The organism is Advenella mimigardefordensis DPN7, from assembly GCF_000521505.1.
GTDB classification, from domain to species: domain Bacteria; phylum Pseudomonadota; class Gammaproteobacteria; order Burkholderiales; family Burkholderiaceae_B; genus Advenella; species Advenella mimigardefordensis.
Genome location: NZ_CP003915.1, coordinates 1 through 16,358, shown reverse-complemented (window position 1 = coordinate 16,358; position 16,358 = coordinate 1). Strand labels below are relative to the sequence as shown.

12 protein-coding genes and 2 pseudogenes are annotated in these 16,358 nt (G+C 48.5%); 3 read left to right on the top strand and 11 right to left on the bottom strand.

Annotated features, from left to right (window positions below):
* The first annotated feature begins 10 nt into the window (after positions 1-10).
* Both MIM_RS00065 and MIM_RS00060 read left to right on the top strand, forming a co-directional pair.
* Positions 11-2,134, top strand: a complete 2,124-nt coding sequence (locus tag MIM_RS00065) for a PQQ-dependent dehydrogenase, methanol/ethanol family (RefSeq protein ID WP_052342249.1) — start codon at positions 11-13, stop codon at positions 2,132-2,134.
* Between the two features lie 72 nt (positions 2,135-2,206).
* A complete protein-coding gene (locus MIM_RS00060) occupies positions 2,207-2,695 on the top strand; it encodes an ecotin family protein (RefSeq protein ID WP_025370709.1) in 489 nt (162 codons plus the stop codon).
* Positions 2,696-2,756: 61 nt separating this feature from the next.
* Here the strand turns inward: MIM_RS00060 and MIM_RS22755 are convergent.
* From MIM_RS22755 to MIM_RS21900, 6 genes and pseudogenes are all read right to left on the bottom strand, one after another.
* Positions 2,757-2,885: pseudogene (locus MIM_RS22755) on the bottom strand (transposase); the annotation flags it as partial.
* 334 nt (positions 2,886-3,219) lie between these two features.
* The gene (locus MIM_RS00055) at positions 3,220-3,699 is read right to left on the bottom strand and encodes a hypothetical protein (protein ID WP_025370708.1); all 480 of its coding nucleotides are present in this window, start codon (positions 3,697-3,699) and stop codon (positions 3,220-3,222) included.
* The gene (locus MIM_RS23620) at positions 3,696-3,974 is read right to left on the bottom strand and encodes a polymorphic toxin type 44 domain-containing protein (RefSeq protein ID WP_407638174.1); all 279 of its coding nucleotides are present in this window, start codon (positions 3,972-3,974) and stop codon (positions 3,696-3,698) included. Before MIM_RS23620 ends, MIM_RS00055 begins: the two co-directional genes overlap by 4 nt.
* Positions 3,975-4,342: 368 nt before the next feature.
* Positions 4,343-4,735 carry a lysozyme inhibitor LprI family protein gene (locus MIM_RS00040; RefSeq protein ID WP_025370705.1) on the bottom strand — a complete coding sequence of 131 codons (393 nt, stop codon included), beginning with the start codon at positions 4,733-4,735 and terminating at the stop codon, positions 4,343-4,345.
* A gap of 204 nt (positions 4,736-4,939) precedes the next feature.
* Positions 4,940-5,317 carry a hypothetical protein gene (locus MIM_RS00035; protein ID WP_025370704.1) on the bottom strand — a complete coding sequence of 126 codons (378 nt, stop codon included), beginning with the start codon at positions 5,315-5,317 and terminating at the stop codon, positions 4,940-4,942.
* Positions 5,318-5,378: 61 nt separating this feature from the next.
* Entirely contained in the window at positions 5,379-8,447 is a 3,069-nt protein-coding gene (locus tag MIM_RS21900) for an autotransporter domain-containing protein (RefSeq protein ID WP_158318676.1), read from the bottom strand.
* A gap of 310 nt (positions 8,448-8,757) precedes the next feature.
* Between MIM_RS21900 and MIM_RS00025 the strand changes: the two genes are divergently transcribed.
* Entirely contained in the window at positions 8,758-9,684 is a 927-nt protein-coding gene (locus MIM_RS00025) for an AraC family transcriptional regulator (RefSeq protein ID WP_042069750.1), read from the top strand.
* A gap of 575 nt (positions 9,685-10,259) precedes the next feature.
* Here the strand turns inward: MIM_RS00025 and MIM_RS00020 are convergent.
* The 5 genes and pseudogenes from MIM_RS00020 to dnaA form a co-directional block, all read right to left on the bottom strand.
* A complete protein-coding gene (locus MIM_RS00020; RefSeq protein WP_025370701.1) occupies positions 10,260-10,664 on the bottom strand; it encodes an immunity protein Tsi6 family protein in 405 nt (134 codons plus the stop codon).
* Positions 10,664-10,765 (bottom strand): annotated as a pseudogene (locus tag MIM_RS23615) (hypothetical protein); the annotation flags it as partial. The gene MIM_RS00020 and the pseudogene MIM_RS23615, both read right to left, overlap by 1 nt.
* 217 nt (positions 10,766-10,982) lie before the next feature.
* Positions 10,983-13,433, bottom strand: coding sequence for a DNA topoisomerase (ATP-hydrolyzing) subunit B (gyrB, locus tag MIM_RS00015; protein WP_025370700.1), 2,451 nt, complete (start codon positions 13,431-13,433; stop codon positions 10,983-10,985).
* A 180-nt stretch (positions 13,434-13,613) separates the two neighbouring features.
* Positions 13,614-14,723 carry a DNA polymerase III subunit beta gene (gene dnaN / locus MIM_RS00010; RefSeq protein WP_025370699.1) on the bottom strand — a complete coding sequence of 370 codons (1,110 nt, stop codon included), beginning with the start codon at positions 14,721-14,723 and terminating at the stop codon, positions 13,614-13,616.
* Positions 14,724-14,725: 2 nt separating this feature from the next.
* Entirely contained in the window at positions 14,726-16,258 is a 1,533-nt protein-coding gene (dnaA, locus tag MIM_RS00005; protein ID WP_025370698.1) for a chromosomal replication initiator protein DnaA, read from the bottom strand.
* Between the last annotated feature and the right edge of the window lie 100 nt (positions 16,259-16,358).

The window sequence follows — 16,358 nt, the reverse complement described above, 5'->3', positions numbered from 1 at the left end:
AGGAGATAAAATGAATTCGCGAACAGCTGTAGCTATTATGTCATCTATGGTGTTCGGTATGACAATTACCGGCGCTCATGCGGAAAACAGCGGACCTAAATATAAGCCAGTCACAGAGAATAGAATAATAGAAAATTCAGCAAAAGGTGCGGAATGGCTAACAACTGGAATGGATTATCATGAGACGCACTATAGTCCATTGAATCAGATAAATAAATCTAACATTAAAGAATTGGGTCTAGCCTGGTCTTATGATTTAAAAAGTAGCCGAGGAATAGAATCAACCCCAGTAGTCGCGAATGGCATAATGTATGTAACCTCTAACTGGGGGGTCGTTCATGCCATTGATGCTAAATCTGGAGAAAGCATATGGAAATATGATCCAGAGGTGGATAAGGGGAAATGGGGTGTCAAAGCCTGTTGTGATGCGGTAAATAGAGGCGTTGCTTTATCTGGAGATAAGGTTTATGTAGCTGCATTTGATGGGAGGCTAATCGCTCTGAATGCATCTACCGGGAAGGTCGTCTGGGAGAAAGATACATTCGATGGAGAACAGGGGTTCTATACGATAACTGGTGCGCCAAGAATAGCGGGAAGTCACGTAGTTATAGGTAACGGAGGAGCGGAGTATTCTGGACGTGGGTATATTACATCTTACAATGTAGATACCGGAAAAAAGGAATGGAGATGGTACACCGTTCCTGGAAACCCAAAAGAGCCCTTTGAGAATGAGGCGATGAAGAAGGCTGCCAAGACCTGGGACCCTGCTGGGGAGTGGTGGAAGAACGGTGGAGGCGGAACTGTCTGGGACTCTATGGTATATGACCCAGAGCTTGATACGTTATATATTGGCACAGGAAATGGAAATCCATGGGCGGCAGCACTTCGGAGCCCAGCAGGTGGCGACAATCTATATCTAGCGTCTATCGTTGCTATAGACCCTAACAGCGGTGAATATAAGTGGCATTATCAAGAGACGCCAGGCGATAACTGGGACTATACGTCGGTGCAGCCAATAATTATGGCTGATATAAAAATAGATGGCAATTTAAGAAAAGTATTATTGCATGCTCCGAAGAATGGATTCTTCTATGTGATAGATAGAGAGACAGGGAAGTTTATATCCGCTAAAAATTATATGGACGTCACTTGGGCGAAAGGGTACGACGAGAGTGGAAGGCCAATAGAATTTGCGGCAGCAAGAGACACAAAAAATGAATATTTGCAGATACCAGGACCGTTGGGCGCACATAATTGGCAGCCTATGTCATACAGCAAAGATACGGGGCTTGTTTATATACCGGCTCAACAAATATCAGTAACATATAAGGATCAAATGGATTGGCGCTTTGAAGATCCGAAACCCGGGGTGAGAGGCTCGATTATTGGCAGGAACGAAGCAAAAACAATGGGGAGTAGCAGCGCTGTTAGCGAGTTTGGTGAGCTAGTGGCATGGGATCCGGTGTCAAAAAAATCGCGTTGGAGGGTTAGATATGATGCCCCTTGGAATGGAGGTGTGTTGTCTACCGGTGGGGACTTGGTATTCCAAGGAACGGCTGATGGGAAATTTATAGCATATGATGCAGAGACCGGCGATAAATTATGGAAGTTTGATTTGAATGGTGGGGCAGGAGCTGGAGCTGCAACATATGAAATTGATGGAGAGCAATATATCTCAATACCAGTAGGCTGGGGTGGTGCATATGGATTGCCCAGAAAGGTGGCTGAACAGCGTGGATCCGGCACTGTATATACGTTTAAGCTGGGCGGTAAAGCCGTTTCTCCCGGAAGTTTGCAGGAAGGGACAGGAAAATTAGTTGAAGGCGTTGATTATGACCCGTCGAAAATAGAATATGGAGAGAAGCTCTATACGAGTTCCTGTGCAACTTGTCACGGAGCCCCAGGAGCGACAAAAGGCGGAGCGTTGCCAAATCTTGCGTACGTGGATAAAAATATAGTGGAGAATCTGGGCATTTTTGTATTCAAAGGGCCATTCTATAGCTTAGGGATGCCGGATTTTACTGACAAGCTGTCGCAAGATGATGTTAGCGCCATAAAAGCATATATACAGGGGACTGCAGATGCGATAAGGGAAAGTGGCGGTAAAAAAATCAAGGATGAAACAGTGCATTGATGTTTCAGGGGAAATAATGCGCCCGGCCATTATTGTGGCTCGGGTGCATTTTATTTATGAAAGAGGAATGAAATGATTAGAGTTGCTTGTGCATTGTCGCTGATAGCAATGGTATTGTTGTTACCTGCCAAGGCGGCTTATGCCGATGAGGTAAAACAGGGGGATGACATATTAAGGCAATACCCAGAAGCCAAAGAAGGGTATATTAGATACATAATAAATAGTCAAAAAATAATAGAAAAAGATGTGCAAAAAATCGAGGTGTGGGCGTTCAAGAATATTGAGGTAAATTGCCGAAAAAATAAAATAGGTGGGCAATTCAATCCCAACCTAGTACCGGGTAGAGGGCTGATGTATTGGGAGTTGGACACTAATAACAAATTATATGGAGAACAGGGCGAGTGCGGCGATGCCTGGAAAAGAAGAGTGGATGTGAGGGCGAAAAAAGACGTCATTCATTTAAATAGAACTGTTCCTGTAGTAGTAATGGTGCCCGAAGGGTGGGGCGTAAAATATAGAGCGTTGCGCGAAGAGAGAGAAGAGCAGGCATCGGAAGGTTGATTAACAGGTCACCGCAATCAGTATGTCCTGCTAGCCTCGCGTCCTGAACGCGTTAAAGACGCGCATCGAAGAACACGACCGGATTTATCGGTTCAAGCGCCAGCACCTGCCAGGCCTGCATTTGCTCTATGACCTGGTCAGTGACTGAGCTGATAAAGTCCGCAGAGACGTTCGTGCCGTACTGCTCAGCTTCGCTTGTGTAATCTCTTTATTTATATATACAACTTTGCGTTGAGAGCATATGCACGGCCTGCGTCGTATGGACTGCTGCCGGTAGGCATTGGGAATCTGACCACGCTTGCGCATTTGGCGCAGGGTAGAATGCTCGGGTTTCTGATTTATACCCAGATGCACCCGACGCATGGCCGTGCATTCCACCGAAGGCATCTCCCTGACGCATAGCAGGGATGGCCTCAATGAAGACATGTGGAGATGCCTCTGTGCCCGGCGTCTCTGGCGCTCCATCATGACCTGATGCGTTATCGCCTATACGAGCTGCTGATGGCATATGACTCTCCAAATATTCATTTATCCCTTGCCCCGCGTATTCGATCCGTTTGCAGCGGTTGCTTCAAGCCGGGACAAGCTGCACGGATTTTTTCTTCACTTATGAAGTCAACCAAACGACCTATTCGCCGACTTTGCGCTCTTTCGCTTATAGACCACAAATCCATCTTCCGATAACTCCATCCCCAAAGGGCCGCACGGCCATCAGCATCCAATGCGGCAACAGCGAAGTGTGGAGCATATATACTCGGCTCATCAAGACCTAACCCCACAAAACGGCGGTTGAGTTGGCGTAAAGGGTTTGGTATGTAGAAGCCCTGCGGCCCAGGCACCAGTTTTGGTATATTGTGCGGCTGATCCTCTTGAATGAACCAACACGGTGTCGCTGCAAAATCGCGTTGAGCTAGCCTGTTAGCAATGAATATCAGGGCAATCCAAACAAGCAAGATGAGCAGAATTACAGCTAGAATGCTAAATTTAAACCAACGAAGTTTCATAATCCTCTTCCTATCCAACCAGGGGGAGCATTTAATATATTGAGTACATCGTCACGTGTTACTAGCTGTTTACGTAAACCAAGATTATACCCAGCGGTAATCGCCTGCGCATCGGCTTCATCGTCACCCGTCTCTGTATTTTGGCCCCCACTCCCCCCGATGTTGTCCAAGCCTTGCGCCTGACCAGCGCCACGTAGTGCATTTTGTAGAGGAAGTCCCATTCTTGCCGCAATGGAACCAAAATGCATATTCGACCAACCGGCGTAGTAATACACAGCATGACGATTACCCAGCCTATTCAACCCTCCCCAGACGGGGTAAATGATAGGTTTGTGATCCAACAAGAATTACCCGAGGCAATGGATCACGCGGTAAAGGCACTGTGTGATTTAAAGCTGCAAATGGATCAGTTTGCGCACGGGGCCGTTGGGCAACCGTTTCTAGATGATTGGATGGATGCGCGGAATACATGTGCTTATACTGGTGATGCGTTGCTGCGCCTCGTATTGCCATTTCTAGCACCAGCATCCTATCGAATCTAGAAAACACACGAACCTGAGTTTGATTGCAATATCTGTAGTCTATCTCGTACAGCTCCGATAAATTTACTCCCTCATTACGTTGAGCTCATAGAATCCTGCATTCAATTGCCGGAGAAAACGCATGTTGTATCACCTTCCTTACAATGCAATAGAGCGCTAAGTTCTTTAGTCCGTGCTAACGTTTTCACCTCAAGACAGCCAGCAAGAACGGAAGCGTACATAGAGCCGCCTCTTGCGGAGGAAGTCTGAAACGAACAATCGGCATCGCGAAACTTTATCCAAGCATTTTGTGCTGTTTTCAATTGTGGCACCAGAGTAGCATCCGCTCTGCTATAGACCTCCCTGTATGCCTTGTTCAACTGAGCATCTGCATGTTTATAATCGGCATTCGCGCATTGGTTTATATCAGCTTGCGTGGTGGCATTATTGCAGTTTAGTGCGTAGGCTGACTGCGTGGATAATGCCAAGAGCGCAAATAAGAAAAATGTTTTCATGAAGAAGTCCTAAATTGGCTGAGAGTCAATTAACAAAGCAAGGCGGTTTCGACAATAACGATTGCCAGAGATTGAGGCCGTCTACATAGCGCTTCATACAAAATAATAGGTGCATGCAAAATAATGCGCCCATATGAAAGGCTCATTATCGGTGCATTAGCCTGGTTTTATCCGCACAACGCGACGATAGAAACTCGTAAATCACTATGGCACGCGAGAGACGATAAAAGAAACTTCGTAAGTATGATTAGGATAAGCGGTATTCAATCTCTGTGTCAGCTCTTGCTTTGTGATTTTTTTGCTATATGCCTCGTGGAGCCACACGTATAAGTCCAGCTCTTGTTTTTTAGTGTCGACGGGCATGCGCTTATAAGTCGGATCAGCCTTGATCTGAGCCAAAATTTTGTTAAACCATTCATTGAATTGTTTATCTTCGCCTGCTTCTATCAACTTAACTTGCTGAGTCGTTGACATCTGATTGACGGCCTCATCTTCGGCAGTCGTACACCCCTGAATGAATGGTACGCTCATCGCGACAGCCAGAAGAATTCGACCATTCATCTTGTTAATTCGAATATTCATTGTGTATCCTTAAAATTTCAATACTAATTCATGTCGTTTCGTTAGTAACGATGCCAATGACTTAGAACCGCACGGCTACATTCGCTTCAAGGCCATGCTCTCTCACGCCAGACCCAAACTGGCCTTGGTAAGCAATACCAATTGATGATGCTTTACCCATTTTCACAGTTAAACCGGCTTCCAAAACGACTGCATTTTTCGCTATCGGTGTCCCCTTGACGCTAAATGACGCTTGATTGTTAAACGAAAGATCGGTTTTAGGATTCACGCGATTGAAGGCGTGCCTCCAGCCGATGCCACCATGGACATCCGCCTCTGTTGCGCCTAACTCGAAAGTCGATGTCGCCCTTAAGCCAACGGTCGTGAATATGTTACCGTTAGACTGGGATTTTCCTGATAAAGACGCAAGCCCGCCATCTTCAGAGAAATGCTTGGCCTTAAAGTGTACGTAGCTCAAGTTGGCAAAAGGCTCCAGCGCTGCAACAGCAGTGTCGACCCGGTAACCCAGCTCGCCAAACGCCTGGAATGTACCCGCGTTATAACGAGCAGATAGCTTGTCAGAAAAATCGGAAAAGGCAACGCTTCTGTTGGTTTTGATTCGATGCCAAGTGTATCCAAGACCCGACCGGAAATTCCAGGCATTGCGTTGCGTACCCGCGTAAAGACCCAAGTGAAAATTATCACTGGACCCTGATGAAGCACGTCCATTAGCATGAAAGGAGGTATGACTATATCCAGTTAGCACACCGAGACGCCAATTTTGACCGACAAATCGGTCACCACCAAGGATGAACCCGCCGGTGCTCTTTCTAAAACGCCCGGCGTTACCATCGGCCTTAAATTGTGCCCAAGCACCAAAGCCTTTCCCCCAAAACGTGATTTCGCCGGGCGCGGCTGGAGCCGCGGATTGTGCCCCTGTACCATAGCGCAATCCAGAGACGCTTGCGGAGCCAGTGCTGCGGAAAGCGGCTCTCAGTCGATCATTGGCCGCATCGCGAACGAAATGACTATCCTCAACCAAACCTGCCCGAATAGATGCATGGATTTCACCTGATAATTGATCGAATGCATTTCTTGCCTGCCAATCGGACAGAAAAAGCATGCTGTTGTAAATTGCATTATTTGCGCCAAGTTTCTCGACTGCACCACCCGTAGCACGCTGATTATGACTATCCGCAATGTCTGCAAAGGCAACGGAGCTACGTGCCAGATCAAGGAACATATTACGAGAATCGTAGATCAGATTCATATCAACAAAGGGCGTATCCGGCTTGACTACGGTGCCATAGGTTCCATATACGCCGCCTGTTGCACTTATCAGGGTATAGCGATGATTTAATCGGATCGTACTGCTTGTTTCCGGCTGAATAATAACGGATGCGCTACCATCGATCGTTGCACGACCATTAACATCTATCAGGTCCGATTTTCCATCGGCTGCCAATTGAGCCAAGTAACTGGATGCGGCTCCTTGAATAAACTCGCCAGTTACTGTCAATGCGTTAACGACTTGGGCTGCGTCCAGCGTGCTTCCAGGAGAAACCATACCGCCTTGAGAGAGCGTTACGTTCCCTACCGACCCTGTCCCGGCAAGCACACCGCGATCGGATACGCTCACATTGCCTTCAACGCGACCTTCAACGCCCAAGGTGCCTCCAAGCACCGTAGTGCCTCCGGTGTAGGTGTTTTTGCCCGTCAGCGCCAGGATGCCGTTTCCTCTCTTGGTGAGGTCGCCAACGCCTTTAATCGCATTGGTCCAGACCGAGTCATAGCCTTGCGTATCAACATCGAAAACGCCTTGATAGCGGAATTCTCCAGGGCCATTGATTGCATTCCCTAGATTCAGGAGCCCTTGACCATACTTCGCGGCATCTTCAAATAATCCGGATTTCGTAGTGGTGGTGAGGATGGTCTCGATCGTCTGGCGAGCATCAAAATAAGGAAAGGCGGAGCGTACCACCGCTGCGGCGCCCGCCACGTGCGGTGCGGCGGCAGAAGTCCCATCCTCTTCTTTGTAAGGTTTTCCGGTAGATGTCGGCCACGTGGAATACGGAGCACTGTGGGAACCATCCTGCAAATCGCCGCCAGGCGCTGCCAGACACCAAGCTGCTGCTGCTCCACAACGATTGCTATAACTGGCAATCGTTCCGTCTTTATCGACGGCCACAACGGCAAGGATGGCCCCCTTCAAATCAGAGAAATCCAAATTCTCGGCATACTCCGTGGTTTTGCTGTCAAAACCATAGTAAGTGTCCGGATTGTTTGGATCGTAGTCATCCCTGGAGGTATCAATGAAGTTGTAGAGTACTCCAGCCTTAGTATTCTCCGGATTGATTAACGGCAGCATTGCGGGGCCGCTCGGAATTGCAGAATATCCATCTGGCTGAAACACAGCATCGTTTCCAGCGGCAAAGACCAGTACCATATCAGCGCGTGCCGCTTCTCGTAATGTATTTGCCGTGTCCTCAAAGCTCTGAGGATTATTAAAAATGCCTTGATAATTCAGCTTAGCGTATTTGTCGTTCGGAATTGAGCTACCGTTTTCGTCCTTCAGCAAATTACCATCTTTATCAGTCTTTTCCTCTCGCAGAGGGGGATCAGGCTCACCATAGCTGCCATTTAAAACCTTTGCGCCAGCGTCAATAGCATGCTTAATGGCAATATTTGTAATATCAACGTTTGGATCACTGCCAGTTACCCCCACGGCTCGAAGCGGCAAAATCGTCGATTCATAAGCGACTCCCTGCATGCCTTTTCCATCGCGTGCGGCACCAATAATGCCCGAAACATGGGTTCCGTGGCCCGCAATCTCACCATCGCTTTCATCTATACCGTGGCTGACATCATTGGGAGGCTTGTCCTTGCCGAAGTTTCTTAAGGCGCTGGAAATCCTATTCTTGAATTCAGCATGATCAACATCCAAACCCGTATCAACTACGGCAACAATGACGCCCTTGCCCGTATACCCTTTGAGATAAGCAGGCTGCGCGTTGATCATTGACACACCCCAGTTTGCCCTGTACTCGGCATCAGGGATGAAATTAGGTGGTGCACCCGCACTTTGAGCAAAACCCAGGCCAGGCGCTAGCAATCCAAAGCAAGTAGCTAATTGCCAATTCTTACGTCGCATGATCATCCTACAATTTGTCGTTAATTTTAGAAACTCCCTGTATGGATACAGGGAGAGAACATGAATTCTTTATTTCAATATATTTCTAAACTAGTTATTCAAAAGTATAATCATTCGGCGCAAAATTACGTTTAAACTGATATCAAAATCCCGCTGTTACTTGCATAAATCTGCTATAACTTACATATGTATTGCTGAAATTTAAATTCGCAGGGAGACTATTTTGCAAAAAACGCATGGTTTTCTTGGCGAAAGGCTTAATGTCTCTACGAAAACGAATTTTTATCGGTGGCAATAAGGGAGATGGTCATTGAGTAGCGAAGGCATCCTGGATTCAGTGCCCGATAGTTGGGGACGAAAATTTGAAGGCGACGGCGCAGCAGTAACAAATTCGCATGTCGCGCCGACAACCATCCACTTTACGACCAAAGCCTATTTTTTCTTGATTATGCTGGCCGCTCAGCCACAGCGAACCATCGCTATCAATAGCGATCGCCGGACTATCGATGTAGCGCCGGCAGGTTCCATCGAAATAGTACCTGAACATTCAGAGCTTTTTTCCCAATGGCGGCATCCCAAGCACAGTATGTTAATTGCATTAACTGAACGCCGTTTGCACCGCTTGACACATCATGAGTGGGGAGAGAATATCCCTGAGTTTCATTTACCCAGACTCGGCGTAGTTGATAAAAAGGCGCTAGCTCTTGCATCCGAAATACGTAATGAATTACTAACCGCGTCTTTATTCCATGAAGAGAGCATTGAGTCTTTGCTTACGCTTTTTGGAATACATGTTCTTCGCACGTACAGTTATTTCGGAGCCAATCAACCACAAAAGACAAAAATTACTGGCGGACTGACACCAACGACTAGAAAGCGGATAGTCGAATACATTCATGCCCATCTTTCCGAAAAACTCACAATCGACAGACTTGCTGGCGTTGCCCAGTTATCCCCAAGCCACTTTACGCGAGCATTTCGGCAATCTCTGGGCCAGTCTCCTCACGAATTCGTTCTTACTGCTCGTTTACAGACGGCGAAAGGGATGATTCTGACTTCCGGCGCATCATTGAAAGAGATCTCTAGGATCAACGGGTTCTCAAGCAATAGTCATATGACTACGTTGATGAAAAAAAAGTGGGGACATAATCCAACGCAAATTCGCTATTCGAATTACGATACGGCTTATATTGATGAGCACGTGCGTCAGCCACCTGATAGCTTTCGCCTCAAATAGACTTGCAAACGTTAAATATAACAAAACAATAGGCAAATATTTCTAAGAAATTTGCCTATTGTTTTTACTAATTGCTCTAGTGTCCGAATAAACTCGCCAATTGTTTGACGATTGCACTTATTGTGAAATTCGGCACAACCTAATGTCGGGTCTCAGAATAAGTGAAAATCGAGGCATTGATTTTAAAGGCTTTTTTCATTAATTGTGAGAATACCTATTTTCGAATTCTCATAATTAGTGAAAATTTCCGGAATTTGTCTCACAATTAATGAAAATATTTATTAGAACAAAATTAGTCCATAACCAATTGATTTTTAATAATAAAAAATCTATTACCACTTTCTATAGCTATCCCGGACTAAACATCCCCAGTCTACTGAGCTAAGAGTAGCAGAGCGCTTGAACGGCCAAACACTAACCGCAGCCTCAGGCATCTGGGTGGCATCAGTCCTGCGAACTTCGAGAAGGCCGCGGCGTGAGGCTGGCTAGTGTCTTAAATCTCTGGGTAGCCCACTCATAAAATTTGCCCTTTATTCAAGGCATCATACCGCCCTGTCTTTGGTGAGCTATTGCAGCTATGGCTTAAATTCTTGCGGATACTTAGCTCGAAGTTCTCTTTCCCTTGTCTCGTAATTAGGATCGACTTCATGAGGTAGTCGCACCTTCAACCCTTGTCTGATTTGAGAAGCGATAAAGAAAGCATCTCCTAATCTATCGAAAAACACAGGATCACTAGCATCAAACTCTTTTGCTGAGTACGTACCAAATGTAAGCTCCCATAACCGAGCCTTATCTTTTTCCTCTCCTGTTAAAATTCTTCGGACAAATGTTAATTGCTGAACGATCGAGTCATACATAACCTCCAGAGAGCTAATTGATTCTAATTCTTGCTTGCTTCTATTAGCTTCATAACGTCTATTAGCCATTATTAACGCCCTATCAACATATTCGATGGCAGTCTGAGGAATATGTATTTCCATTATTTTTTGCTCCAAGCACTCTTATCTGAACTAAACCACTGAGTAGCACCACCGTTAGTTTGGAATTCTACTCCCTTGACAGACCAATTATCCAAGGCAGGTGAAGCTGTACTCCCCCAACTGGAATCACTTCGGCACCACCCCGTTTTTTGTCCGCGATAAACATCTCAAATCACCGCCCAAAAGAAAACAGGCTCCGTCGAAAGAACGAGAGCCTGTTTACCTATCTATATCGTCGCTACCGATTTTTTCACTAATTGTGAGAATGCATTTTCATTAATTGTGCGACTTTTTCACTAATTATGAGAATCGACAAAATTAAACGTCCAGATTCCCCGCCATCAACGCATTACGCTCAATAAATTCACGCCTTGGTTCCACCTGGTCGCCCATCAGCGTAGTAAACATTTCATCGGCAGCAATCGCATCCTCGATCTGTACGCGCAGCAAACGACGCACGTTGGGATCCATGGTGGTTTCCCATAGCTGATCAGGATTCATCTCACCCAGACCTTTATAGCGCTGTTTGCTCACCACGCGATCGGCTTCGCTACGCAACCATTGAATGGCTTCGCGGAAGTCGCTCACGTACTGTTCCTTGCGCTTGTCGCCTTCGCCACGATACACGCGTGCGCCTTTGCCGACCAGGCCGTTGAAGGTATGCGCGGCGCGAGCCATGATGCCGTAATCGGTGCCATCCACAAAGCGACTGTCGAAGACAGTGACCTTGATATTGCCATGATGCATACGACGCAACACCAAACGATGTTTCTCGGTTTCCTGATCATATTCAGCAGTAACCGTCACTGCCTGTGGATGCAGCGGATCCTGCAATGCGGCCTGCATCTGTTCGGCAGAGGCTTTGGCAGACGCATCGTCTTCCAGATTGATCACAACGCCTTCCGCAATGGCGGACAAGGCTTCTACATCCATGATTTTGGACAGACGAAGAATCACGCTGTCAGAAATCACATACTGGCGAGCCAGTTCAGCCAGAGCATCGTCGGTAATGGGTTGCGCACCTTCATGAGTTTCCAGACCCGCGTCTTTCAGGGCCACCTGCATCATGAACTGCGCTTCTTCGGCCTGGTCCTTCAGGTATCTTTCGTCACGACCCACCTTGACCTTGTATAGCGGTGGTTGTGCAATATAAACATAGCCACGCTCAACCAATTCCGGCATCTGGCGATACAGCAATGTGAGCAGCAGGGTACGAATGTGTGCGCCGTCAACGTCGGCATCGGTCATGATAATGATGCGGTGATAGCGCAGTTTTTCGATATTGAAATCCGGCCCGATGCTGGTGCCCAATGCGGTAATCAAGGTTGTGATTTGTTCACTGGCAATCAGTTTGTCAAAACGCGCTTTTTCCACGTTCAGCACTTTACCGCGCAATGGCAGAATGGCCTGGAACTTGCGGTCACGACCCTGTTTGGCCGAACCACCCGCAGAGTCACCCTCCACAATATAGATTTCAGATTTGGCGGGATCTTTTTCCTGGCAGTCGGCCAGTTTGCCGGGCAGGCCAGCACCTTCAAGCACGCTTTTGCGACGGGTCATTTCCCGTGCACGACGCGCCGCTTCGCGGGCTCTTGCGGCATCAACGATTTTGGCGCAGATGGCTTTGGCATCGCTGGGGTTTTCCAGTAGCCAGGTTTCCAGTGTACGGGCCACGGCCTCTTCCACTGCAGGACGTACCTCGCTGGAGACCAGCTTGTCCTTAGTCTGCGAACTGAACTTGGGTTCGGGCACTTTGACCGACAGTACGCAGCTCAAGCCTTCGCGCATATCATCGCCGGTGGTATCTACCTTGGCTTTCTTGGCCAGTTCGTTATCGGTAATGTACTTGTTAATGACACGTGTCATCGCGGCACGCAGACCGGTCAGATGGGTACCGCCGTCGCGCTGCGGAATATTATTGGTAAAGCACAATACGCTTTCACCATAACTGTCATTCCATTGCATGGCCACATCAACGGTAATGGCCGGGCCATCGCCATTGGATTCAGTAGAGACGGCAAACACGTTCGGATGCAGGACCGTTTTTGTGCGGTTGATGTATTCGACAAATCCTTTTACACCACCGGAAAAGGCGAAGTTCTCTTCCTTACCCTGACGTTCATCCACCAGACGCACTTTCACGCCATTGTTCAGGAACGACAGTTCGCGCAGACGCTTGGACAGGATCTCGTAATGGTATTCCATGTTCTCGAAGATCTGCGTATCGGCCAGGTAGCGCACTTCGGTACCTGTTTTATCGGTTGTGCCGGTCACTTTCAGAGGTTCAACGCGTTCGCCGCGACGGAACTCCATTTGGTGGATCTGTCCGTTGCGACGAATGGTCAGGCGCAGCCACTCGGACAGCGCGTTTACGCAGGACACCCCAACGCCGTGCAGACCGCCAGACACTTTGTACGAGTTCTGGTCGAACTTACCGCCGGCATGCAGTTCGGTCATCACGATTTCAGCCGCACTGCGGTGGAACTCATCGCCCTTGTGTATGTCAGTTGGAATACCACGACCGTTATCGGTAACCGAAATGGAATTGTCGGTGTGAATGGTTACCACGATATCATCGCAATAGCCCGCCAGCGCTTCGTCGATCGCGTTGTCTACCACTTCGAAAATCATGTGGTGCAGACCGGTACCGTCCGATGTATCGCCAATGTACATGCCGGGACGCTTGCGTACGGCCTCCAGGCCTTTGAGCATTCTGATGGAATCGGCGCCGTATTCGTTTTGCTGAACTGGCTGGGTATTTTCTGACATAGTGTTGGTAACTCTTCGATTAATTAACTGCTTTGGCGGAAGCGACTGTTTTAGCGCAGCGGCAATATTTCACTTGAAATTAAAAACAATTCACCGGTGCATCTCGCCACAGGCACCCCGCTGTGAACAATAACCGGCCACCCCCTTGCAGGGCAAAGATCGGGCCGGCTGTCACGGTTCTTAGATACGCATTGGCATGACCACGTATTTGAAGTGCTTTTCATCTGGCAGTGTGATCAGTGCAGAGGCGTTGACATCGGGCTTGACCGACCAGATCACCTCTTCGGTTTTGGCCATGGAAAGCACGTCCTGCAAGTAGGTCACATTAAAGCCAACGCTGAGCGGCTCAAAGCTGTAATCAATTTCGATTTCGTCCTGGGCATTTTCCTGATCTGCATTGATATATTTCATTTGCAGCAGATTGTTTTCCAGGTTCAGCTTGATGCCTTTGAGCTTGTCTGTCATGAGAATGGATGCAATGTGCAGACTGCTTTGCAACGCTTCCCGATTCACGTTGAAATGACGGGTGTAATCGCTGGGAATAACACGCTTGAAATCGGGGAACTTGCCTTCGACAAGTTTGGAAATCAATTCAATGTCGCCGAAAGTAAAGCGGATCTGACTGGCGGACACGTCAATATTGACGGGTTCGTCGCTGTCGTCCAGCAGGCGCTGCACTTCAAGAACGGTTTTGCGCGGCAGGATGACTTCGCTGGAAGACTGAATGCCTTCGATCTCTTCAGCGGCATGCGCCAGGCGGTGTCCATCTGTGGCCACGGCACGCACCATGCCTGGCTCAAATACCATGAGCGTACCATTCAGGTAATAACGGATGTCCTGTTGGGCCATGGAAAAATGCACCATGCCAAACAGCTTGCGCAATGCCTTTTGCGGCATGGTGAACGACACGTTCCAGCTCTCTGGTACCGACACGGTTGGATATTCGGAACCGCTCAGGGTTTGCAGCTCCAGGCGGCTTCTGCCTGACTGGATGCCGAGTTTGCTGTCCTGCAGCTTGAGTTTGACTTCGTTGGCCGCAGGCAGTGCGCGCACAAAGTCCAGCAATTTACGTGCGGCAACCGTTGTAGACTCCACATCGTCACCCACGCCGAAGTCGGCATGCGTGGTGATCTGAACCTCTAGGTCCGTTGCCACAAACGCAATTTTATTCCCCTCTTTACGCAATAGAATATTTGCCAGGATCGGCATCGTATGCCGGCGCTCTACAATCCCGGCGACCGTTTGCAGCGGTTTGAGCAGCGCATCGCGATTCGCTTGTAACAGTTGCATGATTATCCTTTTAAGGTTTGTTCCAATACGTGTAACTGGTGATTCAACTCGGCGTTCTTGGCACGCTGTTCTGTAATCTTGCGAACTGCATGCAGCACCGTTGTGTGATCTCTGCCGCCGAACGAATCTCCAATTTCCGGCAGGCTTTTCTGCGTTAATTCCTTGGCCAGGTACATGGCGATCTGCCGGGCCATGGCGATATTAGCCGGCCGACGTTTCGAGTACATTTCCTGGACTTTCAGCTTGTAAAAATCGGCCACCGTCTTCTGAATGTTTTCAATGGTAATTTGCCCGATAGATACCGACAGCAAATCCTTGAGTGCTTCCTTGCAGAATTCAACGGTGATTATTTTTACGCCATGAAAACCCGCGTAAGCAGACACCCGGGACAGCGCCCCTTCCAGCTCCCTTACATTACTACGCAAATGCTTCGCTATGAAGAATGCCGCCTCTTCCTTCAGGACGATGGACGTTTTTTCTTCGGCTTTGCGCAACAGAATGGCCACGCGCATTTCCAGCTCAGGCGGTTCGATCTGTACCGTGAGGCCCGAATCGAAGCGCGACGTGAGCCGGCTGTTGATATCCTGCAGTTCGCGCGGATAGGTATCGGACGTGATCACGATCTGCCGACCACGCTGCACCATGGTTTCATACAACAGGAAGAACTCTTCCTGCGTGCGCTCTTTCTTGCGGAAAAACTGGATGTCATCGATCAGCAACAGGTCCAGCGAATGATAATACCGTTTCAGGTCATCAAATGTGTTGGTCTGGAACGATTTGACCATGTCGGAATAGTACTGATCGGCATGGATATAGCGCACACGGCTGACCTTGCCGGCCTTAAATAGCGCATTGCCGATGGCGTGCATCAGGTGGGTCTTGCCCAGACCTGTGCTGCCATACAGAAAGAACGGGTTGTACGAAGAGACACCCGGATTTTCCACGATTTGTGCGGAGGCGGCATTGGCCAGCTGGTTGGATTTACCAATAACCAGACTTTCGAAGGTCAGGTTCGCATTCATGTGCGAACGTTTGTATACGTGATCTTCCGGCGCCTGGCCGACCGTTTCGATAACCACTGTCGGCTCTTTGCCTGTTACTGCGGGTTCAACGACCGCAGTGGCCCGCGCTGCCGTATGCAGCGCCGCGCTGGCACCATGGCCATTGGGCTGAACGGACCCGTTCGTATATTCACGAGGCGCAGGCGCACCGGCCGGCGCAACGGCAGGCATACCGGCAGGGGGGGCCACAGCCGGGCCATGAACCTGCGAAACATGGTGCTGGTCGCGCCGGGCAACCTGAAAGATGACCCGGATGCCGGGCCGGTTGAACCAGTTGCTGGCCAGTTCCTGGATACGCTGGGTATAGTTGGTGCGTGCCCAGTTCTGTTTGATGGCGTTTGGCGCGGATACACGAACTTCGCCCAGTTCTTCATCAAAACTGAGAAAAGACAGGGGATGCACCCATGCCTTCATCTGTTCGGGAGGGAGTTCCTGGGCCAGAGAATGCACGCAGGATTGCCAAAACTCTTGCATATTGACGTCAATCTGAAAACGTCCTATTTTACCCTGAATCGGACAAAGTTATCCACAGGCAGCCCGGCTATTTCAAAGTTTCCACAGTAACTAAACGTTT

Coding starts and splice junctions, on each gene's coding strand:
- MIM_RS00020 (WP_025370701.1), bottom strand. CDS start 10,664: ATGGAAATACATATTCCTCAGACTGCCATCGAATATGTTGATAGGGCG.
- MIM_RS00035 (WP_025370704.1), bottom strand. CDS start 5,317: ATGAATATTCGAATTAACAAGATGAATGGTCGAATTCTTCTGGCTGTC.
- MIM_RS21900 (WP_158318676.1), bottom strand. CDS start 8,447: ATGCGACGTAAGAATTGGCAATTAGCTACTTGCTTTGGATTGCTAGCG.
- MIM_RS00055 (WP_025370708.1), bottom strand. CDS start 3,699: ATGAAACTTCGTTGGTTTAAATTTAGCATTCTAGCTGTAATTCTGCTC.
- MIM_RS00060 (WP_025370709.1), top strand. CDS start 2,207: ATGATTAGAGTTGCTTGTGCATTGTCGCTGATAGCAATGGTATTGTTG.
- gyrB (WP_025370700.1), bottom strand. CDS start 13,433: ATGTCAGAAAATACCCAGCCAGTTCAGCAAAACGAATACGGCGCCGAT.
- dnaA (WP_025370698.1), bottom strand. CDS start 16,258: ATGCAAGAGTTTTGGCAATCCTGCGTGCATTCTCTGGCCCAGGAACTC.
- MIM_RS00065 (WP_052342249.1), top strand. CDS start 11: ATGAATTCGCGAACAGCTGTAGCTATTATGTCATCTATGGTGTTCGGT.
- MIM_RS00040 (WP_025370705.1), bottom strand. CDS start 4,735: ATGAAAACATTTTTCTTATTTGCGCTCTTGGCATTATCCACGCAGTCA.
- dnaN (WP_025370699.1), bottom strand. CDS start 14,723: ATGCAACTGTTACAAGCGAATCGCGATGCGCTGCTCAAACCGCTGCAA.